Below are 25,932 nucleotides of genomic sequence, written 5' to 3' on the forward strand. Positions count from 1 at the left end.
GTCCGGACGGGTTCAGGGACGAACTCTTATCGCTGCATCGACCCGTGCGATGTAGGTATCGAAACGCTCCACCAGATCGACTTTCTCCGGAAAGCGCAGCCACTGGACCTGCAAACCGTCCATCATTGCCAGGATTTCCTGGACAAGTCCCGGCAGGTCGACATCGGCCCGCACCTCTCCCGCATTGACCAGATCGGTAAATTGTCCGATCAGCTTTCCGTAAATCAACTCGTAGCGATCCTGAAACCAGTTCCAGGCCGGATGCCCTTCGACCAGGCTTTCTGCGTTGAGAATGGTGAAAGCACGCACCACACCGGGTGCCGAGGCATTTGACCGGTTGATCGCGCGCAAACTGCCCAGCAAACCCGTCAGGCTTTTATCGGCACGGACTTCTTCGGCAATTCGGCTGTTGGCTTTGTCACGCCGATCAAGCACACCCATCAACAGCGAAATCTTGCTGGGAAAGTGATGCAGGAGCCCGGCAACCGATATGCCGACAATCGCCGCCACCTGAGCCACCGAGGCACCGCTGTACCCCTCAAGTGAAAATACCTGCAAAGCAGCATCGAGCAATTCTTCGCGGCGTTTTTCGCCCTTTGGCGCGCGACGTTGTTTAGGTCGATCGGCTGCTGCATCCGCCACTCCGGGCGGGGTTAACTGAGTCATTTCAAGCTCCTTGCCAGACAGCTGGCTACCCTACCGGCAAAGACAACCCGTCGCAATCATCCTGCCCGGCCTTAAAACTGAACGCCCGTTCCAGGTTGGCACGTTATTTTCAAGAGCAAGGTGTCAGGCCGCTATTCGTTGCACGGCCGGACCAATCGCCATACAAGGCGCACCAATTAAACGTCTTGTACCCGCGTTTCGTCCAATAACAGTGCGCGCAGCCGATACTCACGCCCTCAGAAAGGAACCCGCTCATGTCCTATCTACTGATGCTCAAAGAATCGCTGCTGTCTCGCCTCGCAATCAAAGTAACGCCAGCCCATGAGAGCCTCGCCCCTCAGCCAGAGACGATAAAAACCATCACCGCTTCGGATGCCGAAGCGGGTCAGGCGCATCTGGACCAGTTCGTCGATGGCGTGGAATGGGAAACACTGCTGGTTGATCTGGCCTGCTTCAATGACGGGCCGGAGTACTCTGCTCAGGCGCGTTTCTAAAAGCCCCGTTTCTGAAAACTGTTTCTAAAACCGCTACCAGCTCTCCCCCAGCCCGAGCAGCCCCAGAATCTGCTTGCGCAGGTCGACCAGATACGGATCGTCGCGATGGCGCGGATAAGGGCGCTCGATGGTCAGTTGCGCCTTAATGGTGGCCGGTCGGTCGCTGAAAACGATGACACGATTGGCCAGTAGCAAGGCTTCTTCCACGTCATGAGTCACCAGCAGCGCCGTGTAGCCCTGACGCTGCCACAGATAGATCAATTCCTTTTGCATGGTGATGCGCGTCAGCGAATCGAGTTTGCCCAGCGGTTCATCGAGAATCAGCAGTCGCGGTTCATTGACCAGCGCACGTGCAAGCGCCACACGCTGAGCCATCCCGCCTGACAATTGCCGCGGATAAGCGCGGGCAAAACTGCTGAGACCCACCGTGGCCAATGCATCGTCAACTTTGCTGGAGTGGCTTTTGAGCAGGCCCTGAGCTTGTAGCCCTAATGCCACGTTGTCCCAGACTCGCCGCCACGGATAAAGCGTCGGGTCCTGAAAGACCACCACGCGGCTCGGATCGGGGCCGCTGATCGCCAGGCCATCCGCCAACAAAGCTCCACTGTCAGCGGGTTCCAGCCCGGCAACCAGTCGCAACAAAGTGGACTTGCCGCATCCCGACGGCCCCAACAAGGCGACGAACTCGCCCGGAGCCACGTCCAGTGAAACGTTTTCCAGAACAGGCAGATGCTGACCGTCCAACGCAAATCCATGACTCAGATTTTCAATCCGCAACGTCAACCCGGCTGACGTTGAAACCGTTGAAGCAGATGCAGTAGCTACCATTTCATGGCTCCTTGTTGCCAGGCCAGCAGGCGATCACGTATGAGAAAGAGCCCCGAAATCAATCCGGAACAGGCCAGCGCCATGATCAGCAACGCCGCATACATATTGGCGTAGGCGGCCCAGCCTTGCGCCCATTGCAAGTACCAGCCAATGCCTGATTTCACGCCCATCATTTCCGCCACCACCAAGGTCGAGAACGACGCGCCGAGGCCCATGAACAGGCCGACGAACACGTGAGGCAGTGCAGCCGGAATCGCCACGTTGAAAATCAGAAAGCCCGGTTTGGCGCCCAGCGTCCGGGCGACGTCGTAATAGGCCTTATCGACACTCGCAACCCCCGACCAGGTCAGCACCGTGACCGGGGACCAGGTGGCCAGTGCGATGAGAAACACGCTGGCACTCCAACTGCTGGGGAACAGGAAGAAGCACAGCGGCAGTAATGCCGTGGACGGCACCGGGCCCAGAATGCGCAATACCGGGTGCAACCAGTAGCCGATGCTGGTTGACCAGCCAATCGCGACACCGGCAACAAAACCGGTCACGGCACCCAGCGCCACGCCCGTGCCCAGTAATAGCGCCGAGTTAAACAAGCTGTCGGCCAGCCGCGGCCAGTCTTCGACATACACATCCAGCAGCGCCTGCGGTGGCGCAAAAAACGGCACCGGCAACAAGGCCAGCTTGGCGGTCAGCAATTCCCAAATCCCCAACAACACCGGCAAGGCAATCAGCCAGGCACCTGCTGGATAGGCGCGGCGCTGCACAGCGGCAAACCAGCGACCCAAAATGCCCGCCAGGCCGATCAGCGCGGCGACCGCCAGGCACAGATTGGCCAGCCCCTGAGTCATGGGCCAGTTGCGGGTGGCGTTAGGGAAATAAGCGATCAGCAGCCCGACGCCTATCCAGGCGACAACGGCCACCGTCCCCTGTCGCCAGAACCTGGCAGGTGCTCGCTCAAGCACCGCGATGTGCGGCGCGGCTTCAATTGAAGACATCGGCGGTAATCTCCTTAGAGAACGCCACGGCGTCGGTGCTCTTGCGAATCACTTCAACCGTCTGCAAGTCGGTCACGTAGGTGACGATTTCCTTGGTCAAGGCTGCGCCAACCGCATGGTGGCCATGGGTGTGGTCGTGAAGAATGGCTTTCACTTCTTCAACCGAAGTGTTCAGAGCGTGAGCCTGGAAGCCCTTGGCGACGACTTCCGGATTTTTCACGGAATAGTCATGGGCTTCGAGAATGGCCTGAGTCAAAGCCGCCGCGACGCGTTTCTCGTCGCGCACCAATTTGCCGGTCACACCGACAACGCAGCAGCTGAGATTGGCGTATTCCTCGACCAGGTTGTTTGACAGTTCGCGGGCCTTGCCGCCCTGAATCAGGCGGTACATGAACGGGTCACTGCCACTGACTGCCTGCACTTCACCGCGCTCCAGCGCAGTGCCGAGCAGATCCGCCGGGTACAGCCGCCATTCGACGTCACGCACTGGATCAACGCCGTGCTTCTTGAGCAGGATGGAGAAGAAGTTACGGTCCGGGCTGGCCATGTCAGTGACGCCAATGGCCTTGCCCTTGAGGTCTTCGAGCTTCTGCACCGGGCTGTTGACGGCACTGAGCAGACGCAGGCAACCACCGTGGGTGCCGGCGGTGAGCTTGACGTCGAAACCCTGCTCCAGCGCTTTGAGCCAGCGCAGCGCCATGCCAACCCCCGCATCCGCCTTGCCAGTGGCGATGGCTTCGAGCAGCACTTCTGTAGAGTTGCCGAAGTTGACCAGTTCCACGTCCAGATTATGTTTGGTGAAAAAGCCCTGCCCATGGGCAATCACCACCGGCGCCAGGCAGACGGCATTGAGATTGACTGCCAGCTTGAGTTTGCGCGTTTCGGCAAGTTTGATGAATTCCCCGGTGCCTGCTGGCTCCGCATCACCGCCGCCAGCATTGTGCCCGGCATGCTCATCGGCAGCCCAGGCAAAACCGGGAACAGACGCCAGTAGAGGACTGGCCAGGGCAACGCCGGTCAAACCGAGCAAACGACGACGGGTGAGATGATCAAAAGCTGCCATGCAGGTATTCCTTGAGAAGTGATAAATCAGGCCGTCAGCCGAAATCCCTTTCTTATAACTTTTCTCAAGGTTTCCAGTGACTGTTTAAAACCTTATCACCGGATAATTTATTCCGAAAATGCATTTAAATTCTAAACTAATATGCAAATAGTCTATCGACTCTGCCTGTCTTACTGATCATTCGGAAGGCTGCCGCTACCATCGCCCAATGCTCGCTGCATCAACACTGTGTCGACCCAGCGCCCGTGCTTGAAGCCCACCGACTCAAAAACCCCGACCCGACGAAACCCCAGCTTTTCATGAAGCCGCAGCGAACCATGGTTTTCACTATTGCCGATTACCGCCACCATTTGTCGCCAGCCGCCCTGCACGCAGTGCTCGATGACTGCAGCCAACAGTGCCTGACCGATGCCTTTGCCACCCATGCCTTCAGCCATATACACGGAGTCTTCCGCCGTAAAACGGTAGCCGGGCCTGGGTCGATACAACGTGGCGTAACCGTAACCGACCACCGCTCCCTCCAGTTCGGCAACCAGGTACGGCAACTTGCGCGACAACACTTCGGCACGGCGGCGCAGCATCTCCTCCACTGACGGCGGCTGTAGTTCGAAACTGGCAATGCCGGTCAGCACATGGTGCGCATAGATAGCCTGTACAGCGGGCATGTCATCCTCGCGAGTGGTGCGCAGGATTAGGTCGTGGTTCATCTTCGTTCTCGGTAACGATTGCAAGTGCGGCAATCATGCCGACCCTGTAGACCTTAATAAAGCTATGATTAATCATCCTCAGCATAAGTAAAACTTTGCCATGCAAGCGTTGAATCTGAATCACTTGAACAGTTTTTCCGAGGTCATTCATCAGGGCAGCTTTTCAGCCGCGGCCACTACGCTGAACCTCACCCAACCAGCGGTCAGCTTGCATATTCGCCTGCTGGAACAACGCCTCAACCTGCGCCTGATCGAGCGCGTGGGCAAACGTTTGAAACCGACGGCTGCCGGGCTGACCTTGCTGAGCCATATCGGTCGTATTGATTCGGTGATTGATGACGCGCTTCAGGATCTCGCCAGCCATGCTCAAGGCGTTGCCGGACAAGTCGTGATTGGCACCGGCGCCACCGCTTGCATTCATCTGTTGCCGCCTGTCCTGAAAACCTTGCGCACGGCGTTCCCAAAGCTGGATGTACGGGTTTGCACCGGCAATACCGAGGCCATCCTCAAGGCGGTAGAAGAAAATCGAATTGATCTGGCCTTGGTCACCTTGCCTGCAGCGGGTCGTAGTCTGCACTTCACGACGTTGCTGGAGGACGAAATGGTGGCAATTTTTGCCCCTGACCAGACCGGCCTGAAGCCGTCGATCAATGCCGACGCCCTGAGCAGTTTGCCGCTGGTGGTGTTCGAAGCGGGCAGCAGCACGCGCTTGCTGATCAATCAATGGTTCCAGCAAGCGGGTGTTCGGCCCAGCCCGGTGATGGAACTGGGCAGCATCGAAGCCATCAAGGAAATGGTCTCTGCCGGGCTGGGTTACAGCATCGTCCCACGCATTGCGGTGGCCACTGCTCACCATCAGCGTAACCTGCAAATCCGCAGCCTGACGCCACCTTTGAGCCGCGACCTGAGCCTGGTGCTGCGCCAGGATAAGCCGGTCCATCGCGCGCTGCGTGAGGTGATTGGCGCGTTGCGGCGGCTAGAGATGTAAAGGTACGGCGCCCGGAAACCGAAAAGGAACGGTTTGAAATTCGGCGCTGCGGGAAATGCCAGGTTCGCCAGCCATCTTCACCTTGCAGGACCGGCTTCTGCCGGGAGGACGGTATTCAGGCGATACATCAGTTGCGGAAGTACCGGCCCCTTCGCGAATGAATTCGCTCCCACGGATTTGTGTTTGCAGGCCAACATAGAATCTCCCACAGGATCTATGCAATCCCGTAGAACCGGCTTTAGCCGGGAGGACGGTATTCAGGCGAAGAATGTTTGGTGGATATCCCGACGCCCTGCCGGTTGAAGCCGTTCCTGCGCACGAGCGCAATCTCATGTGGGAGCCGGGCTGAACTGCGATGAACGATGACGCGTTGAACCTGCTGAATCGTGGTGGCCCTATCGCGGGCAAGCCTCGCTCCCACGGATTTGTGTAAGGCTTCAGGTTCATGATGAGCCTGTGGGACCGACCGGGGTGGCGCTCCACTTCATTCGGGAAGGCGGCATTTCAAGCGATACATCAACTGCGGATGTACCGGCCCCTTCGCGAATGAATTCGCTCCCACGGATTTGTGTTTGCAGGCCAACATAGAATCTCCCACCGGATCTATGCAATCCCGTAGAACCGGCTTTAGCCGGGAGGACGGTATTTCAGGCGAAGAATGTTTGGTGGATATCCCGACGCCCTGCCGGCTGAAGCCGTTCCTGCGCACGAGCGCAATCTCATGTGGGAGCCGGGCTGAACTGCGATGAACGATGACGCGTTGAACCTGCTGAATCGTGGTGGCCCTATCGCGGGCAAGCCTCGCTCCCACGGATTTGTGTAAGGCTTCAGGTTCATGATGAGCCTGTGGGACCGACCGGGGTGGCGCTCCACTTCATTCGGGATGGCGGCATTTCAAGCGATACATCAGTTGCGGATGTACCGGCCCCTTCGCGAATGAATTCGCACGGATTTGTGTTTGCAGGCCAACATAGAATCTCCCACCGGATCTATGCAATCTTCCAGCTAAAGCCGGTCCTGCGGGGTTAATGGCCAGCGGGGAAGATTGTAGGCCAGCATGGAATCTCCAAGGTTGCGCAGTCATACCCATAGTTGTACGATGACTGTCAACATGTTGAGCCGTGCAGTTGCTGGTAAGCTCACTTTACCGTCATCGAACGGTTGGCAGATCTCTAAGACAGGCAGCAGCCTGATTAAACCCGCAAATAAAAACAGGAGACAAAGATGCCTAATGTTCTCGGCCACAACTTCATCGCAGGCGCACGCAGCGCCCTTGGCGAGCCGCAACACAAAAGTCTCGATGCTACTACCGGTGAAGCACTGCCCTACAGCTTCTATCAGGCTACTGATGCGGAAATCGACGCCGCAGCACTGGCAGCCAAAGGCGCCTTTCTGGAATACCGCCAGCTGAGCCCGGCTCGCCGTGCAGAATTCCTTGATGCCATCGCCGACGAGCTGGATCAGCTCGGTGATGATTTCGTCGCTATCGTTTGTCAGGAAACCGCTCTGCCAGCCGCCCGTATTCAAGGTGAGCGCGGTCGTACCAGCGGCCAGATGCGTCTGTTCGCCAAAGTCCTGCGTCGCGGTGATTTCCTAGGTGCGCGCATCGATCTGGCACTGCCGGATCGCAAGCCGTTGCCACGCGTCGACCTGCGCCAATACCGCATCGGCGTAGGCCCGGTTGCCGTGTTTGGCGCCAGCAACTTTCCGCTGGCCTTCTCTACCGCTGGCGGCGACACCGCTGCAGCACTGGCTGCCGGTTGCCCGGTGGTATTCAAGGCGCACAGCGGCCACATGGCGACGGCCGATCTGGTCGGTTCTGCGATCATCCGCGCAGCAGAAAAAACCAAAATGCCGAAAGGCGTGTTCAATATGATCTTCGGCAGCGGTGTTGGCGAAGGTCTGGTCAAGCATCCGGCCATCAAAGCCGTTGGCTTCACTGGCTCCCTGAGCGGTGGCGACGCACTGTGCAAAATGGCTGCCGAACGTCCTGAGCCAATTCCGGTGTTCGCAGAAATGTCGAGCATCAACCCGGTCGTCTTGCTGCCTGAAGCGCTGGCTTCTCGCGGCGATACCGTGGCCAAGGATCTCGCAGCATCCGTCGTCATGGGCGCAGGTCAGTTCTGCACCAACCCCGGCGTAGTGATCGGCATCAGCTCGCCAACCTTCACCCGCTTCCTTGAGCAACTTCAGGAACACATGGGCGGCCAGGCTCCTCAAACCATGCTGAACGCTGGCGGCCTGCGCAGCTACAGCAAAGGCGTAGAGCATCTGCTGTCGCATCCCGGTGTGACTCATCTGGCAGGCAAACCGCAGGAAGGCAAACAGGCTCAGGCGCAGCTGTTCAAAGCTGACGTCAGTCTGCTGCTCAACGGCGATCCACTGCTGCAGGAAGAAGTGTTCGGTCCAACGACTCTAGTGATCGAAGTCGCTGACGACGCGCAACTGAAAAGCGCGCTGCAAGCCCTTCGCGGTCAACTGACCGCTACCCTGATCGGCGAACAGAGCGATCTACAGAAGTACCAATGGCTGGTGCCGGTACTGGAAGAGAAAGTAGGCCGCATTCTGGTCAACGGCTACCCAACCGGTGTTGAGGTCTGCGAAGCCATGGTTCACGGTGGTCCATACCCGGCGACTTCCGATGCTCGCGGTACCTCAGTGGGTACGCTGGCGATTGACCGCTTCCTGCGTCCGGTCTGCTACCAGAACTATCCTGACAGCCTGCTCCCGGAAGCGTTGCAAAACGCCAACCCGCTGGGTCTCAAGCGTCTTGTAAACAGCGAGTGGAGCGATCAGCCAATCGCTTGAGACTGACCTGTTCAGTGCTCCGTAAAAGAAACGGCGCGGCCTGACAGCCGCGCCGTTTCTTTATGTGAAAGCTGTGAAGAGCTGACAGCGCGTCAATGGGCGCTGCTGGAAAGCGCATTTTTTCATCAGGTGGAACACCATGAATCCCACCCCGATTTTCGAACCGGCAGAGGGCGATTCGTCCATAAGACGTCCGCGCAATCTGACACTGGCGCTGGTCAATATCCTGACCGGCATGATTGAAGACGGTCAACTCAAGGTCGGTGACAAGCTGCCCCCGGAAAAACACATTACCCAGGAGCACCGCGTGAGTCGCACGGTGGTGCGCGAAGCCATTTCGCACCTGCAATCCCACGGTCTGGTGGAAACGCGGCACGGTATCGGAACATTTGTGGTTCGGCAGCGAGTCGATCAAATCGATCCTCAGGCAGACCGCACGCTTGGCGACGTGATGGCGGTCATCGAGTTACGTATCGGTATCGAAGTCGATTCTGCCGGCCTCGCGGCCCTGCGCAGAACCGAGGATCAACTGGCGCGCATGCAACAGGCGCTGAGCATCATAGAAGACCCGACTGCCAGCCGGGCCGAAGCGGCGGCCGCTGATTTTGAGTTTCATCAGCAAATTGCTCTGGCCACCGACAATCGCTATTTCGCGGATATCACCGAACATCTCGGCCTGACGCTGATTCCGCGTAACCGTCTCAACTCGGCAGCGCTGGCCAATACGGCCATCGAGGATTACAGCACCAGGTTGCGCCAGGAACATCACGACATCTACGCCACTATCGCCAACCGGGACTCAGACGGCGCGAAGGCTGCCATGCGCCGGCATTTGAGTAACATCCGTGAACGCTTGCGTGTGGCCTATGAAAGACAGGGGTCATAAACGCGGATCAAAAAACTGTAGCGACTGTCACGTCGCTACAGTTACAGTTTTACGAGCCTGAAATTTACAGGGCGAATCGTCCCACCAGCCTGTTCATGTCAGCCGCCAGACGCGACAACTCGGAACTGGCCGCTGCGGTCTGATGGGCTCCTGTTGCACTCTGAATTGACAGATCACGAATACTCATCAGGTTGCCGTCCACCGAACGAGCCACTTGGGCTTGCTGCTCGGAAGCGGTGGCGATCATCAGGTTCATTTCGTTGATTTCATTGATGGCCTTGGCAATCAAGGTCAACGCCGCGCCCGCTTCATGGGCCACACCCAACGTGCCTTGCGCCTGCTCGCAGCTCTCGCTCATGGCTTTGGTGGCCTGTTCGGTGCCCTTGAGGATGTCACCGATCATTTGCTCGATTTCCTGAGTGGAAGTCTGAGTACGATGCGCCAACGCCCTCACCTCATCGGCGACAACGGCAAACCCTCTGCCCTGCTCCCCGGCCCGTGCCGCTTCAATGGCTGCGTTCAAGGCCAGCAGGTTCGTCTGCTCGGCAATGGTACGGATCACGTCCAGCACCTTGCTGATGTCCTTGGACTGTACCGCCAAACGCTGCACATCACCGCTGGTGTTCTGCACGGTCTGACTGAGTCGCTCGATGGCAGTGACGGTGCTGGTGACGCGCGAAGCGCCAGTGCGGGTTGCCTGATCAGAAGCCTTGGCAGCGTCAGACGCCGAAGCGGCATTACGGGCGACTTCATCAACAGCCGCAGTCATTTCATTGACCGCCGTCGCCGCCTGGTCGATTTCGGTGTTTTGACGCATCAACCCTTTGCTGGATTCTTCAGTCACAGCGTTCATCTCCTCGGATGCCGAGGCCAGTTGAGTGGCTGAATCACCAATCAGCTTGATGGTGTCGCGCAGGTTGTTCTGCATCTGCTGGGTGGAGCGAAGAAGGTCGGCAAACTCGTCCTTGCCATTGATCGTAATAACGGTGCGCAGATCACCTTTGGCGATCATGTCATTGACCCGCAACATGTCCCGCAAAGGCACAACAATGCTTTTAGTAAATAAAACCGCCAACACAATAGTCGCCAGCGCAGCGGCAACAATAATAAAAATGACAAACATCAAGCCACTTTGATAAGACGCCTCGGACGCTTTACCCGCATTGCCCGCCTCGTCAATATTCATCTGGACAAGCCCGGCCACTGCTTCTTCCAGAGGTCGCGTAACCGGCGTCACATTACTGGATATATAAGCCAATGCCTCGGCAGCTGCACCTCGACTTGCAAGGGCTGAAACGCCATCAAAAGCGGTCAACATTTTTTCAGAGTTTTCAGAAACGGCTTTGAATAACTGGCCTTCCCTGTCGCTCGCAACAAAAGGGGCGTAAGTCTGAATCTGCTTTCGCAACTCATCACGCACGCTGTTGATCGTCTTGACAGTTGCGGCGATAGCCTCGGGATCGGTCTGGGAGACCAGTCGACGGTTCTCAAGGCGCAAGCGCAGCATGGCTGCGTTGATCCGGTCAGCGACCACGATACTGGCCAGCGCGTCATTCTCCAGATCCTCAGCCGACGCGCGGATTTCTCCCATTTTCCATACGGACAACCCGCCCAGCGCAACCAACAGAAAAGCGATAAACATGAAGCTGAGTGTCGCGCGCACCGATACCTTGAGGTTTCTCATTAACAGGCTTCCGTTTCAGATTTATTAGCATTCAATATGAAACTATCGGCCATTGAAAATTAAGCTTGAGGGCATCTTAAAAATTGCAGTAGCACACTGTTTACTGGCATTAATTAAAACACCTTACCCCTATTAAATTATTCAGCACATTGAAAGCCGGCTGAAAGAAAAAAGGTATTTGAACGGGAAAAGCCTTTAAGATGGCGTGCACGTAAGCTGTTAAAAAATAACAGTAATAAATACTTTAACTGATCATGCAGTCAGCTTTTTAATTTTCCAGGCCCTGTCATGCTATCAACTGACGACCACTAATCGGCAAGGTCGAACTTGACTCGCGCGCCTGTCTCAAAGCTAAGCAGGCAGGCAATCGTCCGCCGATGTCCAAGAGGTAGTGTCATGGAACTGAGCAAACTGGCTGATCAGGTGAAGAAAGGCGAAATTGAAGCGGTGCATCTGGTCACGATGGAGGGAGGGTCCTACGTGATGCACGCGATGAAGGGCGGCAAATCCCAGCCCATCATCGATGCAAAGGGTGGCACGCTGCATATCGCGTCATTGGAAGAAGCACGCAAGAATCTGAAGGGCGTGCCTGAGGTGCCGCTGTTCCTCGTTCAGCCCGCTGTCTACGACGAGATGGTCGGTCTAGGTGATACCGACCGACAACCTCATCGTGAGCCGATTCCCTGGCACTCAAGCTTGTGAAGAGGGGGCAACATCAAGCGGGTTCATGCCAACGCTGTTCAGCTCATCGCGTAACTCGCTGATAAGCGACAACACGTCGTGCTGGGTTTTAACCTGATCCAGCGCAATGCCGATGACCATCAGGTCGACGCGTCCTGACTCTCGATCATAGATACGAACGCTGAGGGATGCGTCTGCGCTGATGACGCATTCGCACGCCAGCGGCTCAAAGCTGCCTTCGATTTCCTGGCGGACCTGCGACAGCCAGCTCAACGCCGATCACCTTGTACTTGCGAGCTCTTAAAAGTCTGCAACTGCTGCCCCTGACGAGGTCCGGAAATGGACCGTCAGGGTAAAGAAAACAGCGCTGGGATAAACAGACGAATTTGTACTGGTAGCACTAGTGCATTCGCACCATCAGCCTAGTGCAGTGGCTTGCGGCCATCACTGGTAAACAGCGCTCGCTCCCTTGCCCAGACAATGGCTTCAGCCCGGCTGTGAACGCCAAGTTTGGAATACATCGTCGCTACGTGATTGCGCACCGTGTTGGGCGCAAGCTTGAGGCGTGCTGCGATTTCCTTGTCGGCCAGTCCCTCGCAAATCAAGCCCAGCACATCCTTTTCCCGAGCCGTCAGGTCTGTCAGCGAACTGCCTGGTAATTGCGGCGCCTTGCCTTTCTTCACGTTGGCGAGCTTCTCAATCAACGAACGGGCAAACCAGGAGGCGTCCTGCATGACCTCTTCGATGGCCGCAATCAGTTCCAGATCGGATCGCTTGCGCTCGGAAATGTCCATCAGCACCAGTAAATAGCAGGGCGTATCCTGAATAACGACCGTATCGGCGGACAACATACAGTCGATGATCTCGTCGCCACGCTTGCGTACTTTGACCTCCATTCCCTCGATACTGCCGGTTTTCTTCAAAACCTCGAAAATCTGCTGGCGACTGCTTTGATCGTCGATGAAGCCAAGTTCATCAACGGATCGTCCGGTCAGCTCCTGAGCTGTAAAGCCGGTGGTGCTGATAAACGCATCATTGACCTCAACCACAAACTGCGACTCGGCGTTACACACCAGAGTCGGGACAGGGGTCAGACGAAACGCTTTGGCAAAGCGCTCTTCGCTTTGTCGCAGCGCGGTCTCAACCTTGCGACGGGGTTCCATGTCCATGAAGGAAAACAGCATGCAGTCGTCTTCGCTGATGTCCAGCGGCTGTCCGGCAACGATCACCATCTTGCTGCCGCCGTCGGGCAGCTTCAACTCGGCCTGCATTTGCGGGATGGTGCCGCCGTCGTTGAGCCGCTCGATGGCGAGGTCTTTGCGCTCTGCATTCTCGAGCACATCAAGTTCATAGACTGAACGGCCAATGACTTGCTCGCGGCTGTAGCCGGTCATCTCCAGAAAGCCCTGATTGACTTTGATGTAGCGCAAGTCGCTGAGCCTGCAGATAACAGCGGGTGCCGGGTTGGCCGCGAAGGTTCGCTCGAAACGCTGCTCGGCGCTGGCCAGTTCGGTGGCGTCGGTGATGATCAGGGCCATCAGTTCCGGCTCGCCAGAACGTCCTTCCAGCACCATGCTGCGCACCCGGTGCACCCAGCATTTTTCGTCGTTGCCCGCTGGCCTGACTTCCACCACAACGTCGCTGAAGGATTCCCCCTGAGCGATCCGGCTGATCGGGTAGTGATCCAGCGCAAGCGGATGATTATTGCGGTAGCGCAGGTGAAACCGCGATGCATATTCCCGGACATTACGACCCAGTTCCTTGACGTGCTTGACGCCGTGCATCTCCAACGCGGACTCATTGGCCCACAGAATGCTCTGATCCAGCTCGATCAAAAGCACGCCGTCCGACAGGCCTCCAATGATGCTCTGCAGTTGTCGACGATCGGTTTCTCTCTCAAGGACTGCCTGACTCATGGTTCCTCCGTTCCATGCCAACGAGCACCCGGCACGCCGCTGAAGCTTGCTGTTCAGCCACGGCGGATCATTGCCCAACGTCGGTATGACAGTGGACCTTTGTCGGGAATTCCAAAGAATTCAAGGCAGTCCGGCTGGAATGCAATTTTTTGTGGGAGCCGTGCTTGGTCTGGGCCGCATCCGGAAGATAAACGATAACGCGACATGCCTTCTGGCCGCGTCTCATGTATCGCGTGCAAGCAGCGCTCCCACAGACGATCGCCAAATCCGTAGGAGCGCGCTTGCCCGCGATTCGGGCACTGCGGTGTATCAGGCATACCGCGTTCGTTCTTCGCGGGCAAGCCACGCTCCCACAGGTGATCGCGCTATCCGTAGGGCCGGCTTTAGCCGGGAGGGCGTCGGGACATTCACTCCATACTCTTCGTCAGAAATACCGCTCTCCCGGCTAAAGCCGGTCCTACGGGATTGCAAGCAAACATAGAATCTCCCACAGGTTCTGCGTACTCCCAATTAGTCGCATCCAGATGAAAATTTCCGCCGCCGCAAACCTTTTCCATAACGGCAGCTCAAAGCTCCATCATCGACTGACCGAGACATCCCGTGGACGCCCATACCCAACGCCGCAACAACCGCTCACTGGATGCCCTGAATTTCTTTCTTGCTGATGTTCGCGACGGGCTCGGGCCGTATCTGGCTATTTATCTTTTGGCAGTCCACCAATGGGATCCGGCAAGCATTGGCATTGTCATGACGGTGGCGGCGATCGCGGGTCTGGTGACCCAGGGACCGGCAGGCGCATTGATCGACAGCACTCATTACAAACGAGCCGTGGTCGCAATCGCTGCGCTGCTGGTAACGGCCAGCTGTCTGGTGCTGCCCTTCACCTCCTCAGTCAGCCTGATTGCGATAACCCAAGCGGTCAGCGGGATCGCCGCGTCGGTATTTGTTCCGGCAGTTGCTGCCATCTCCCTGGGTATCACCGGCCCCAAAGCGTTTACCCGGCGTACCGGACGCAACGAGACCTTCAACCATGCAGGTAACGCCTGCGCAGCGATGCTGGCTGGCGGCTTTGCTTACCTGTTTGGTCCTATCGCGGTGTTTTATCTGATGGCGGCGATGGCCGTCGCCAGCGTCATTGCAATCAGTTGCGTGTCGGCCAAGGCGATCGATCATGATGTAGCCCGCGAACTGAGTCATGGAGATGCACAGCACGGCGCTCAGCCTTCCGGCTTCAAAGCATTGGCAAGTAATAAAACACTGCTGTTGTTTGCCGCCTGCTGCGCCCTCTTCCACCTGGCAAACGCGGCGATGCTGCCGTTAGTGAGCCAGAAGCTGGCACAGGTGAACCTGCATTTGGCCACACCGTTGACGTCAGCCTGCATCGTCGCTGCCCAGTGGGTCATGGTGCCTGTCGCGCTGCTGGTGGGTGCAAAGGCTGATGTGTGGGGACGCAAGCCACTGCTGCTGGCAGGCTTTCTGATCCTGCCCATTCGCGGCGTGCTTTATGTGCTGTCCGATAACCCTTTCTGGCTGGTCGCCGTGCAACTGCTCGACGGTATTGGCGCGGGATTGTTCGGCGCGTTGTTCCCTCTGGTGGTCAAGGACCTGACGCAAGGGACCGGGCGGTTCAGCGTCAGCCTCGGGATCATCTCGACAATATTCGGGCTGGGCGCGGCGTTGAGCAACGGACTGGCCGGGATCATCGTTCAGAACGCGGGCTATAACGCCGCTTTTCTGACCCTGGCTGCCATTGCTACAGCCGCACTGCTGTTGCTGCTGGCGATGCCGGAAACGCTGACCGCCAAGGAGCATCCGGGAGAAGAGACAGACTCGGCCCTCCCGGCCGCCTGACGCAGCATTACATCACGTCCTGACTGGGCGCTCGCTGCGTGCCCAGTCAGTCACCAGACTGTAGCCCACAGCCAACAGCGTCGGGCCGATAAACAGGCCTATGAAGCCGAAAGCCAACAAGCCACCAAATACACCCAGCAACACGATCACCAGCGGCAGGTTACCGCCGCGACTGATCAGGTAAGGCTTGAGCACGTTGTCCACGCCACTGATGATGAACGTGCCCCAGATGGCGAGGAAAACGGCCATGCCGTAGTTGCCATTCCACGCCAGCCACGCGGTCGCAGGAATCCATACCAGCGGCGGGCCCATCGGAATCAGACTGAACATGAAGGTCATGATGCCAAGCACCAAGGCACCCGGCACCCCGGCAATCAGAAAACCGATCAACGCCAGCACAGCTTGTGCGGCGGCGGTGCCGATCACGCCGTTGACCACTCGCTGGACGGTGCCTGCCACCAGATCCAGATAATATTGCGCCCGGTCACCGATCAAACGCTCCAGCAAGCGCAGCACAAAAGCCGCCAGTCGCGGGCCGTCCCGGTAGAAGAAGAACACGAACACCAGGCTCAGGGTCAGCTCAAGAATCCCGCCGCCGATCTGCGCACTGCGCGCCAACAGCCAGTTACCCACCTGGCCGAAATACGGCTTGAGGGTGGTCATCATCGCCGCGCCCTGCTCGTCGATGCTGTTCCAGAATGCGACTAGCCGCTCGCCAACCAATGGAACGCTGCCCAGCCAGCCGGGAGGATCGGGCAAGCCGTCGACCTGGATATCCTTGACCAGTGCTGTCGCGTCACGCACATGATCAGCCAGATTGAAGCCGAGCCAGACCAGCGGCGCAGCGACCAGAACCATCCAGCCCAGACTCAGGATCAAAGCCGCGAGGGACTCGCGGCCGTTTAGCCAGCGTGTCAGCAGGCGCATCAGTGGCCAGCTGGCAAATGCCAGCACCGCGCCCCAGAACAGCGCCGACCAGAATGGCGCCATCACCCAGACACAGGCACCGAGCAGCGCAAGGAGCAGAATCTGCACCAACAGGCGATCGTTATTGAACATGAGCGTTTTCCAAAAGAAGGGTCAGGACATCAGAAGTGAAGCATAACGGCGAACAATGACGACGTCAGTGTTCGCCGCGGACCAGCCTATGAGCTGCGTTCAGCGAATGAGTTCGATAAGCAGGCCAGGTGTGTCGCCGTTCCCCGCTTCCAGACGGGCCGCTCGCACGCCCTTACTGACCAGCGCCTCACGCCAGGCTTCGGCTTGCGGGCCAGATACCGTGGCACGCAGGCTGCTGTCGAGATTAAGACCGCGGGACAGTAGGGTCAGCCATGCGTCCTGAGGGGCACCCACCAGTTTGGGTAGCGCCAGCTTGCCGGTGCTTTTCAATTGCCGAAGCAGCGTACCCGACGTAGGCATAAGCTCGCCCAGTGGCGCGGCGGCGTCGAATTGTTCCACATGCAGATAGGCTCGGCGATTACCCCGGGTGATGCTGTAGAGAGCCACCAACGTGTCGGCTTTTGGCTCGGCCAGACGCAGCAAAAGATAAGCCTGTTGCTCGTCAGCGCCATACAATTTGGAGTTGCCGAATACCTCGTTGGCCCACAGGCTGCTTTCACCGCAGTCCCGGGCCTGACACCAGAACAACAACTCCGCATTTTGCGCCTGCAAGGCTTCACGTGCAGCCGTGAAGGCCTCATAAGAGGTACGTTCAGCAGGCAACTGATAAGTCACGCCAGTGACGTTGCCCCTCGCGCTGACCTGACCGTCAAAACGCAACTGGCCGCTGATCTTGCGGATCGAGCCCATGGGATAGATGCGTTCCAGCTCGGAAGCCGGACGATAATCGACAATTTCGGCGTCGGTGAGCCTTGGCACTACCTGCAAATCACCGCTGCCGGGGACGTCCGCCGCCCATAACGACGTGCTGAGTAAAGATGCACACAACGTCACTCCGAGCGTACGGGTAAAACCAATACGCGCGCTCATCGCGGCACGTTCGGGAAAATAGCGTTAACGGGCAGTTCAAAAAGTGCAGCGATACATAGATCCATCATGATTGATTCCTGTTTCAACTCGCCCAGCCTCGGCAGTTGCCCCTCGCAAGTCAAGGCGTAGCGAAGAAGCGATTGAAACAGTCTGCAACAGCGCCTGCCCCGGCTTCGTCGTTCAAATGCAGATGATGGCCTCCTGACAGGCTCGCCACCTCAAAAGGCAGCCTTGAAAGCAGCGATTCGTTCTGTGCCAGCAACCCTTGAGAAGCTACTACCAAATGTGTCGGACAGCGGATTGCCTCGACGAATGCCGTGGCTTGCTCACGGGTTATGCGAATCGCAGACGGCAGAGTCAGCCGTCCGTCACTGCGCCAGGTGTAACCGCCCGGAACCGGCATCAGGCCGCGCTGGGCCAGCAATTCGGCGGCTTCACGGCTAACGGCGACTGCACCTTTCATTCGCGCGCAAATAGCTTGCTCCTGATCGGGGTAAACCGGTTTGCGCTTGTTGACCAGACGCAGTTGCGCCTGCAATGACTTGCCCAGTTGCCCGGGCGCATTATCAGCATCGCCCGTCGGGGGAATCAGCCCGTCAATCAAGGCCAGTCGCGAAACACGCTCTGGCACCGCTGCGGCGAGGAACACGGATATGATTGCACCCAGAGAATGACCGAGTAGCGAAAACTGCTGCCAGCCCAGTTGCTCGGCGACTTGCAGCACATCGTGAACGTAGTCCGCCAGCGCATAACCTGCACCCGGCGGCCGGTGACTGGAATGACCATGCCCCGCCAGGTCCAGCGCAACGATGCGCAAGCCGTCAAGCCGTGGCGCCAGACGCGCAAAGCTATTGGCATTGTCGAGCCAGCCATGCAGCGCAATCACCGGCTGGCCGTCTTCGGGACCATACAAGTGGGCAGCCAGTTCGATATGCGGCAAGCTCAGGCGGACTTCCTCCACAGAATGGTTCATACCCCAGCGCCTGCGGTCCAGCGGCTGAACAGCGATTTGAGCAACTGTGCCGTCGCCTCCGGTTGCTCGAGTGGAAACATATGGCCACCGGGCATCGACAGATATTCCCCCAGCGGCATGCGCCTGACAGAACGTGCATGATGGCGCATCACAACGCGACTGTGCTCACCACGGACCATTGCCAGCGGGAGTTTGAGCTGGCGGGAAAGACCGGGGCTGGTGTGCGGCACACTGCGGTAAATACTGATTTCCGTGGCAGCGTCGAAACGTAGCCGTAGCTGTTCGCCGTCGCTCTGCAAACCATGCTGCAGATAGGCGTCGAAACACTCGGGATCGAAGCGGCGGAACAGGGTTTTGCCGGAGAAGTAACGACGCGCCGACTCAAGATCTGCAAACGCCTCGCGACGTCCCAGCGTGCGTCCGGCCGGGGTAATGCGGTCAATGAAACCAAATCGTTTGGCGGCGCGGATCATCCATTGATCAGCCAGAGTCAGCACTGGCGAATCGAGCATGACGACGCCGCGATAAAGCTCAGGACAGCGCATCGCGGCGTGCAAGTGCAATACGCCACCCAGAGAATGACCAACTCCCCATACGGGTTCGGGCTGCTCGCGCAAATGGTGAATCAGCTCGTCCACCAGATTCAGCCAGTTATCATCCACCGGAAAACGCGGGTCGTGGGCATGTTGCTCCAGGTGGCTCACGATGTAGTCCGGCGCCAGCGCGGAAAACAGTTTGCCGTAGGTGCCTGACGGAAAACCGTTGGCGTGAGCGAAGAACACCTGTTGCGACATGCCGGAGCACTCATTGAACCAGATCAGTGGTGATTGTGCGCAATGAGCCGATCACTCGGCAATGATCGTAACGGCCATCGAACATGACGATCCGGCCACCGCCCGGCACAACAGGCATCTAGCGTGCGGGAGGTTCCTGCCCCAGCGGTACAACCGCAACAGTCAGCCGGGAGATGCAACTGGCCTTGCCCTCCTCGCTGGTCAAACGGATATCCCAGACATGGGTGGTGCGACCGATGTGTACCGGGTGCGCCACGGCCGTCACCCGACCACTGCGCACGCCACGCAGGTGATTGGCGTTGACCTCGATGCCGACACAAAAATACTTGCTGGTATCGATGCACAGATAGCTGGCCGAAGAACCCAGCGATTCTGCGAGCACCACCGACGCACCGCCATGCAGCAGGCCGTAAGGCTGATGAGTCCGCTGGTCGACCACCATGCTGGCGGTCAGGGAGTTCTCGGTGAATGATTCGAAACGAATATCGAGCAGTTCAAGAATGGTGTTTTTACTCTTGGCATTGAGTTGCTCAAGGTCCGGAGTTTCGTGCCACAGGCTCATAGTCAATCCTTGTCATGAAGCGCTCGAACGCTGAGCGCCGGGAGTTCATCTGCCTTGCTGTTATCACACAAAATGCAATCGAATGTTTTGTGTAGGAGATTGCTCTGTGCCCTGACACAGCGCTGTCGCGAAGCAAACACGGCCCCTGTAGGAGTGAGCTTGCAGATAGACAGCGCGGTGTCAGGGCAAAGGGCAATCTCTTATCAAGATAGCAATAATCAAACGTGCCGAACGCTCAACAACTCCATCGTTCCGGCCAGTGCAAAGTCACCTTTCAATTCCGCCAGACTGGCCGTACTCATTGGCTGAGATTGTTGATGACTGCCGTGCACCGCAAGACCGATAAGGGCCCCCACCAACGGTTGATGGCTGACCAGCAACACATCCTCGGCGGCATAAGCGTCCAGTTGAGCAAGCACCTTGCCTGGATCACTTTCCGGAACAAGCCACGGCACTGTGACCACGGGCTCACTGAAACCCAATGCCTTATGTACCAACTCGGCGGTCTGCTGCGCCCGCACATAGGGACTGGCGAAGATTCGCGTCAGAGGCTTACCCAACAGGTGAGCTGCACTTTGCAGCACCTCCTCACGACCATGGCCTGTCAGCTCGCGTTGCGCGTCACTGCGCGCATGCGCCTGCGCTTCACCGTGACGCAGCACCCATACCTTCACAGCTTGGGCTCCTCATCACGCACCGGGTGCGCGGCAGGAGGAACACTGTGTGGCTTTTCGCCTTCCGGCGCACGAGGAGTCGGCCAGTCAGCAAACGGCCAGGGTTTCTGATCACTGTGGAACGTGCCGAAACGGCCGATCTGCGCAAGAAACTGGCTCAGGCTGTCACCGAAATTCATCAGGCTGCCACTCGGTGCCCCGTAGATCAGGCGATAACCCAGCTGGACCAGTACCACGCCTGCCAGCAGCAGTTCAGCCAATTGCCAGATCACCACGAACAGCACCATCCAGAGGATGCGCAATAAAATGGACTCATCTTGCTTGATTTTGGACTCGTTCAAGATCTTCTCCCTGTATGAGTGTTTCAGTTGAAACCGGTGATGGAGATGAAGTCCACATCCGTTTTCGGCTCGGCACGCATCAACTGCTCTATGACCTGACTCAGCGTACGGCCCTCGAAAAGAATTGCATGCAGGCCCGCGACCAGTGGCATATATACCTGCAGCTCATCAGCCTTGACCTTGAGTACTTTGAGGGTATTGACCCCTTCGGCGACTTCACCGAGCCGATTGACCGCCTCTTCAAGACTCAGGCCCTGCCCCAGCGCAAAACCCACCTGATAATTGCGACTCTTCGGAGAAGAGCAGGTCACGATCAGGTCACCGACGCCCGCCAGCCCAAGAAAGGTCATGGGGTTGGCACCCTGACTGACCGCAAAACGGGTCATTTCCGCCAGCGCGCGGGTGATCAGCATGCTCTTGGTGTTTTCGCCCATGTCCAGCGCCACGGCCATACCGGCTATGATCGCGTAGACGTTTTTCAGCGCCCCGCCCAGTTCTACACCAAAGCGGTCGTTGCTGGCGTAAACCCTGAACGTCCTGCCGTGCAGCACTTCCTGAACCTGCATACAGAGGTCTTCGTCTTCGCTGGCTACCACTGTTGCAGTCAGTGCATGCTCGGCAATTTCTCGCGCAAGATTGGGACCGGACAGCACGCCAATACGGGCTTGAGGCGCAATGTCTTCGATGATCTGGCTCATCAGTTTGAAGCTCTGCGCTTCGATGCCTTTGGTCAGGCTGACCAGCATCTTGCCGGTCAGGCGCTCTACATGCGGCGCAAGTACGCTGCGCAGCGCGCTCGATGGCAGTGCGACGAAAACCAGTTCGCATTCATCCAGCGTCGCCGTCAGGTCTGTGACTGGTTCAACCAGAGGCAGGATTTTAATGCCTTTGAGGTAGCGAGGGTTCTCGCGATTGACACGAATGGCCTCGGCCTGCTCGGGGTCGCGCATCCATTGGCGGACGGGACGGCCATTCTCCGCCAGCAAGTTGGCCACTGCGGTACCGAAGCTGCCGCCACCTAGAACCGCAACAGGTTGCTGTGTGGTCATAAAGACATCCATTTAGAGCCATCTCATCTGGCGATGGCGGCATTATACGGAGCATGGCGATGGCGGCCAGTGACAACGTTCATTGCTGTGTGTTTCTTGATTGTTAAGGCCTGCGTCTATGATGTAGTGGTTCTTGTGTACATATCCATTTTCGCGGTGAAAGCTGATATTGGTTGCGCTTTTACAGCGCGTCACTTTTGATAGAGCGCAAAAGTAACCAAAACGCTCTTGCCCCACCACTGGGTGCCTCGCTGTCGCTCGGCATACCCGTAATCCGACATTGTTGTGTGGGGCCGCCGCCACCGGCCATCCATGGCCTGAGGCGGCTAAACCGGCATCCCTGCCGGTTTGCCCCACACAACAATATCGAATTCCGGCCGGCGTGGTTTAACGGGGCGCCTAAGATCAAAATCAAAATCAAAAGCAGAGCAGATCAAAGCAGAGCGAAAACGGCAGGATCGCCTCGGACCGGTAGGAGCGAACTTGTTCGCGAGACGTCACTACAACCAACGCATTCGACGTCTGACAAACCGCATCGCAGCCTTCGGCAGCTCCTACAGATCCCCGGCAAACCCACACAACCAGGTCGGCTGTCAGGCCGCCGCGCTTTTGATCTTGATCTGAAGCGCCCCGTTAAACCACGCAGGCCGAACGCAGATTCTGAAACGTGGGCAACCCGGCAAGGATGCCGGGTTAGCCGCACCGGGCCATGGATGGCCCATTGCGGCGGCCCACGGTTCAGGATCTGCGTTCGGGTACACCGAGCGACAGCGAGGTGCCGAGTGGTGGGGTAAAGGCCTTTTGGTTACTTTTGGGCCCCAAAAGTGACGCGCCGTAAGGGCGCAACCAATATCAGCCGTTACCGCAGCAATGGATATGCCCACAAAAACCAACCAACGACACCCCGCGTGGCAATAAGCCGTGTCTCGGTTAACATGCCGGGCATGAATAGAGCGGTAACCGGACGAACACGTATGGACACGCCTGTGGCTTTCTCGAGCAGACTTCTGCGCTGCACTGCAATCGCGGCACTCATGTGGGTGAACTGCGCCACGGCGTCCGCTGCCGATATTTTGCTGACCGCCGCCAGAACCAGCCCGGGCATCCAGAACTTTTTGACCGAGCTGAGCCAGCGCCGCCCGAACGACCAGATACGATTTATCGAAACCGACAAAATGCCGTCCCCCGGCAAAGTCAGCGAACACACCCGACTGGTGCTGCTGGACACCGCAAGCCTGGACTGGCGACTAAGCGACAGCGAAGGCCCGAAGACGCTGGTACTGCGCGTCAGTCGAATCCAGGCCCATGAACGACTGGGTGAAAAGCGCCCTCCTACGTTAAGCCTGCTGTGGAGCGATCCGCCGGTGACACGCCAACTGCTGCTGATCCGGCACCTGCTGCCCGAAGCCAGACAGATCGGCGTACTGTTCAATAATCGAAGCCAGTTCCTGCTAAAAGAATTGCGTCATGCGGCACTGGCCATGGGATTACGGGTGATATCCCAGCCGTGGACACCCAGTGCAGAAAACCAGTCACTGCAGAACCTGCTGATCCGCAGCGACGTATTGCTGGGACTTGATGACCCGGACCTGTACAACGCCAAAACCGCCAAGAACCTGTTGCTCAGCAGCTATGCTCATCAACAGGCACTGCTTGGCCCCAATGCATCATTTGTCAAAGCGGGCAGCCTGGCGAGTACTTACAGCGATGAAATAGATTGGCTGGACACCCTTGACGCGCTGCTCGACAAAACGCCCGAGCAATGGCCCCGGGCGCAGTATCCGCGACACTTCAAAGTCATGAGTAATCCACGCGTGGCCCAGTCCCTTGGCATTATCGCCATCGACGATGCAGCAGTGACCATCAGCCTGAGTCAGGCGGAGCAGCGCCCATGAAGGTTCGTCGTCACTGGGACATCAACACCCGCACACAGATGATCAGTCTCGGTCCCGCGCTACTGCTGACGCTGTTGCTGATCTGCTTCTTTACCTTCGTGCGCATTCAGGATCTGCGCCAGGAACTCAATCACACGGGGCAGTTGATCGCCAACCAGTTGGCACCCGCATCGGAATATGGCGTGATTGTCGGTAACGATGAAGTCCTCAAAAGCCTGATGCGCGCGACGCTATCGACGCCTCACGTGCGCTTTATCGAAGTTCAGGACAGCCTTAACAAGGTATTGGTGTATGTCGAGCAACCCGGTGGTCCTGGAACGCACCCCAAGCAGGTAGAGATATTTCAGGCGCCAATTCGCTCGCAGCAGATCAAGCTGGGCAAGGATTTCCTCGGCAACCACGATGACACCGTCAGCGCCGCTCAGGATTATTTGGGCCGGGTGCTGGTCGGTATGTCCAACGAAGCCTTCAGCGAGCGCCAGCAGGAAATCCTGCTCAAGGCCGGCATTCTTGCGCTGTTCGCATTGCTGTTCACGTTCATTCTCGCAAGACGCCTGGCCTCAAGCCTTTCGCAACCCATCAGTGCAATGGGCGAGGCGGTAAAAGCGATCCAGCAAGGCGATTACCGGACACCGTTGCCCGTACCTGACGACGCGGAGCTGGGTGATCTGGCGCGCCACATCAACAATCTTGCGGCGAACCTGGACAAGGCCAGCCGTGAACAGCAGCGCTTCATTGATCAATTGATTCAGGCCCGCGAAGAAGCGGAACGCGCCAACGGCGCAAAGTCGGACTTTCTGGCGATGATGAGCCACGAACTGCGCACGCCCATGAACGGTGTACTGGGCATGTTGCAGTTGATGGAAACAACGCAGATGACTGAAGAGCAAACCGAATACGCGGCGCTCGCCACCGAATCCACAGAGCATCTGTTACGAGTGATCAACGACATCCTGGACTTTTCCCGTTTCGAGCGGCAATCGCTGGAAATGGAAAACATAGCTTTCAATGTCGCGGATCTGGTCAGCACCTCGAGTCAGGCCTTCAGCCACGATGCGCAGCAACGCAATCTGTTACTGCAATTGCATATCCAGCCCGGGCTTGATCAGTTGCGGGTGCAAGGCGACCCGACCCGTATCCGGCAGATTCTGGTCAATCTGATCGGCAACGCGCTTAAATTTACCGAGCGTGGCAGCGTTGATATTGAGGCTGAATACGAATCGCTGGATGAGGGGCGCATTTTGTTCGCATGCCACGTGCGTGACAGCGGGATCGGTATTCATCACGACCGTCTGGAATCGATGTTCGACGCTTTTCAGCAAGCTGACAGCTCGATCTCCAGACGTTACGGAGGCACGGGACTGGGCCTGCCCATCGCTCGCACATTGGCCGAACGTATGGGCGGAACTCTGCGCGCGCAAAGCACAGAGGGGTCAGGTTCGCTGTTCAGCCTGGAAATCCCGATGGCCCTCGTGCGCGAAACCGTCGACGCGCCAGACAGCACTGAATCCGCAGTGGACACCGATGGTGAGCAACGTAACGTGTTGCTGGTCGAAGACAACGAGGTCAACTGCGCGGTGATTCGCGCCATGCTGCACAACCTCGGTTATCAGGTGGCCGTCGCCAGAGACGGCGCACAGGCAGTCAGCATGGCTGGCAGCGGACAATATGCAGCGATTTTCATGGATTGCCGACTGCCGGTCATGGACGGCTACGAAGCCACGCGCCACATTCGACAATTACCCGGTCTGAGTCAGGTACCGATCATCGCTCTCACCGCCAATGCGTTGCAGGGTGACCGCGACGCCTGTTTACAGGCGGGGATGAGCGACTACCTGGCGAAACCGTTCAAACGTACTGATTTACAGCAGGTTTTGCATAAATGGATTCCCTTTCGGGCAACTGTGACTGGCGATAATTGTTAAATTGCGGCAGTCTTGTCCGCTAAATCGACCTTCGTGGTCGGCTGGATGGCAAATTTCAGTGCACAAGTGTACTTTCATTTCCCTTGTGCTGTGACTTTCACTACAACGCAATAGTCTATGAGTAGGCTGCCGGCAGACCCCTGGCGAGTCAGCCGGCCAGGACTGG

24 protein-coding genes are annotated in these 25,932 nt (G+C 57.7%); 8 read left to right on the forward strand and 16 right to left on the reverse strand.

Features of this window, described 5'->3' with window-relative positions; translation table 11 throughout:
* Positions 1-12 precede the first annotated feature (12 nt).
* Positions 13-666, reverse strand: a complete 654-nt coding sequence (locus K3169_RS18675) for a TetR/AcrR family transcriptional regulator (protein WP_263267379.1) — start codon at positions 664-666, stop codon at positions 13-15.
* 254 nt (positions 667-920) lie between these two features.
* Here K3169_RS18675 and K3169_RS18680 point away from each other — a divergent pair, with 254 nt between their 5' ends.
* Complete coding sequence (locus tag K3169_RS18680; RefSeq protein ID WP_027900825.1) at positions 921-1,160, forward strand: hypothetical protein; 240 nt, start codon at positions 921-923, stop codon at positions 1,158-1,160.
* Between the two features lie 33 nt (positions 1,161-1,193).
* Here the strand turns inward: K3169_RS18680 and K3169_RS18685 are convergent, their stop codons facing one another.
* The 4 genes from K3169_RS18685 to K3169_RS18700 all read right to left on the reverse strand — a co-directional run bounded on the left by K3169_RS18685 (position 1,194) and on the right by K3169_RS18700 (position 4,750).
* On the reverse strand, positions 1,194-1,988 hold the full coding sequence (locus K3169_RS18685; RefSeq protein ID WP_263267381.1) for an ABC transporter ATP-binding protein: 795 nt from the start codon (positions 1,986-1,988) through the stop codon (positions 1,194-1,196).
* On the reverse strand, positions 1,982-2,980 hold the full coding sequence (locus tag K3169_RS18690; RefSeq protein ID WP_263267383.1) for an ABC transporter permease: 999 nt from the start codon (positions 2,978-2,980) through the stop codon (positions 1,982-1,984). The genes K3169_RS18685 and K3169_RS18690 overlap by 7 nt, the downstream gene beginning before the upstream one ends.
* A complete protein-coding gene (locus K3169_RS18695; RefSeq protein ID WP_099270832.1) occupies positions 2,967-4,043 on the reverse strand; it encodes an ABC transporter substrate-binding protein in 1,077 nt (358 codons plus the stop codon). The genes K3169_RS18690 and K3169_RS18695 overlap by 14 nt, the downstream gene beginning before the upstream one ends.
* Before the next feature lie 170 nt (positions 4,044-4,213).
* The gene (locus tag K3169_RS18700; RefSeq protein WP_231676268.1) at positions 4,214-4,750 is read right to left on the reverse strand and encodes a GNAT family N-acetyltransferase; all 537 of its coding nucleotides are present in this window, start codon (positions 4,748-4,750) and stop codon (positions 4,214-4,216) included.
* A gap of 100 nt (positions 4,751-4,850) precedes the next feature.
* Here K3169_RS18700 and K3169_RS18705 point away from each other — a divergent pair, with 100 nt between their 5' ends.
* The 3 genes from K3169_RS18705 (at position 4,851) to K3169_RS18715 (ending at position 9,432) form a co-directional block, all read left to right on the forward strand.
* Positions 4,851-5,738 (forward strand): LysR family transcriptional regulator, encoded by an 888-nt coding sequence (locus K3169_RS18705; protein ID WP_263267386.1) that lies wholly within the window; start codon positions 4,851-4,853, stop codon positions 5,736-5,738.
* Between the two features lie 1,224 nt (positions 5,739-6,962).
* Entirely contained in the window at positions 6,963-8,546 is a 1,584-nt protein-coding gene (locus K3169_RS18710) for an aldehyde dehydrogenase (NADP(+)) (RefSeq protein WP_255885316.1), read from the forward strand.
* A 139-nt stretch (positions 8,547-8,685) separates the two neighbouring features.
* Positions 8,686-9,432, forward strand: coding sequence for a FadR/GntR family transcriptional regulator (locus K3169_RS18715; protein ID WP_263267389.1), 747 nt, complete (start codon positions 8,686-8,688; stop codon positions 9,430-9,432).
* A 64-nt stretch (positions 9,433-9,496) separates the two neighbouring features.
* Here K3169_RS18715 and K3169_RS18720 read toward each other — a convergent pair whose 3' ends face one another.
* A complete protein-coding gene (locus K3169_RS18720; RefSeq protein WP_099270827.1) occupies positions 9,497-11,116 on the reverse strand; it encodes a methyl-accepting chemotaxis protein in 1,620 nt (539 codons plus the stop codon).
* A 396-nt stretch (positions 11,117-11,512) separates the two neighbouring features.
* On the opposite strand from K3169_RS18720, the gene K3169_RS18725 reads away from it, so the two are divergent.
* Positions 11,513-11,818: a DUF6482 family protein gene (locus K3169_RS18725; protein WP_099270826.1), complete on the forward strand. Its 306-nt coding sequence runs from the start codon at positions 11,513-11,515 to the stop codon at positions 11,816-11,818.
* Here K3169_RS18725 and K3169_RS18730 read toward each other — a convergent pair.
* Both K3169_RS18730 and K3169_RS18735 read right to left on the reverse strand, forming a co-directional pair.
* Positions 11,807-12,070, reverse strand: coding sequence for a DUF1652 domain-containing protein (locus K3169_RS18730; protein ID WP_027898757.1), 264 nt, complete (start codon positions 12,068-12,070; stop codon positions 11,807-11,809). The two genes, K3169_RS18725 and K3169_RS18730, sit on opposite strands and share 12 nt — an antisense overlap.
* Before the next feature lie 149 nt (positions 12,071-12,219).
* The gene (locus K3169_RS18735; RefSeq protein WP_263267390.1) at positions 12,220-13,713 is read right to left on the reverse strand and encodes a helix-turn-helix transcriptional regulator; all 1,494 of its coding nucleotides are present in this window, start codon (positions 13,711-13,713) and stop codon (positions 12,220-12,222) included.
* A 600-nt stretch (positions 13,714-14,313) separates the two neighbouring features.
* On the opposite strand from K3169_RS18735, the gene K3169_RS18740 reads away from it, so the two are divergent.
* Entirely contained in the window at positions 14,314-15,564 is a 1,251-nt protein-coding gene (locus K3169_RS18740; RefSeq protein WP_263267391.1) for an MFS transporter, read from the forward strand.
* Between the two features lie 12 nt (positions 15,565-15,576).
* Here K3169_RS18740 and K3169_RS18745 read toward each other — a convergent pair whose 3' ends face one another.
* The 8 genes from K3169_RS18745 to K3169_RS18780 form a co-directional block, all read right to left on the reverse strand.
* Complete coding sequence (locus K3169_RS18745; RefSeq protein ID WP_099270823.1) at positions 15,577-16,623, reverse strand: AI-2E family transporter; 1,047 nt, start codon at positions 16,621-16,623, stop codon at positions 15,577-15,579.
* A gap of 99 nt (positions 16,624-16,722) precedes the next feature.
* On the reverse strand, positions 16,723-17,553 hold the full coding sequence (locus tag K3169_RS18750) for a DUF4892 domain-containing protein (protein WP_231676252.1): 831 nt from the start codon (positions 17,551-17,553) through the stop codon (positions 16,723-16,725).
* 118 nt (positions 17,554-17,671) lie between these two features.
* Positions 17,672-18,526 carry an alpha/beta hydrolase gene (locus K3169_RS18755; RefSeq protein ID WP_231676250.1) on the reverse strand — a complete coding sequence of 285 codons (855 nt, stop codon included), beginning with the start codon at positions 18,524-18,526 and terminating at the stop codon, positions 17,672-17,674.
* Positions 18,523-19,320, reverse strand: a complete 798-nt coding sequence (locus K3169_RS18760; protein ID WP_099270820.1) for an alpha/beta fold hydrolase — start codon at positions 19,318-19,320, stop codon at positions 18,523-18,525. The genes K3169_RS18755 and K3169_RS18760 overlap by 4 nt, the downstream gene beginning before the upstream one ends.
* A 118-nt stretch (positions 19,321-19,438) precedes the next feature.
* Entirely contained in the window at positions 19,439-19,882 is a 444-nt protein-coding gene (locus K3169_RS18765; protein ID WP_027897938.1) for a hotdog fold thioesterase, read from the reverse strand.
* A gap of 218 nt (positions 19,883-20,100) precedes the next feature.
* Positions 20,101-20,556, reverse strand: coding sequence for a phosphohistidine phosphatase SixA (gene sixA / locus K3169_RS18770; protein WP_099270819.1), 456 nt, complete (start codon positions 20,554-20,556; stop codon positions 20,101-20,103).
* A complete protein-coding gene (locus K3169_RS18775) occupies positions 20,553-20,897 on the reverse strand; it encodes a DUF4389 domain-containing protein (RefSeq protein ID WP_263267396.1) in 345 nt (114 codons plus the stop codon). Before K3169_RS18775 ends, sixA begins: the two co-directional genes overlap by 4 nt.
* Positions 20,898-20,920: 23 nt before the next feature.
* A complete protein-coding gene (locus K3169_RS18780; protein ID WP_099270818.1) occupies positions 20,921-21,946 on the reverse strand; it encodes an NAD(P)H-dependent glycerol-3-phosphate dehydrogenase in 1,026 nt (341 codons plus the stop codon).
* Between the two features lie 1,034 nt (positions 21,947-22,980).
* On the opposite strand from K3169_RS18780, the gene K3169_RS18785 reads away from it, so the two are divergent.
* Complete coding sequence (locus tag K3169_RS18785) at positions 22,981-23,841, forward strand: ABC transporter substrate-binding protein (RefSeq protein ID WP_263267398.1); 861 nt, start codon at positions 22,981-22,983, stop codon at positions 23,839-23,841.
* A complete protein-coding gene (locus K3169_RS18790; protein ID WP_122708782.1) occupies positions 23,838-25,766 on the forward strand; it encodes a response regulator in 1,929 nt (642 codons plus the stop codon). The genes K3169_RS18785 and K3169_RS18790 overlap by 4 nt, the downstream gene beginning before the upstream one ends.
* The last annotated feature ends 166 nt before the right edge of the window (positions 25,767-25,932 follow it).

This window comes from Pseudomonas phytophila, assembly GCF_025643095.1.
In the GTDB taxonomy this organism is placed as follows: Bacteria; Pseudomonadota; Gammaproteobacteria; order Pseudomonadales; family Pseudomonadaceae; genus Aquipseudomonas; species Aquipseudomonas quasicaspiana.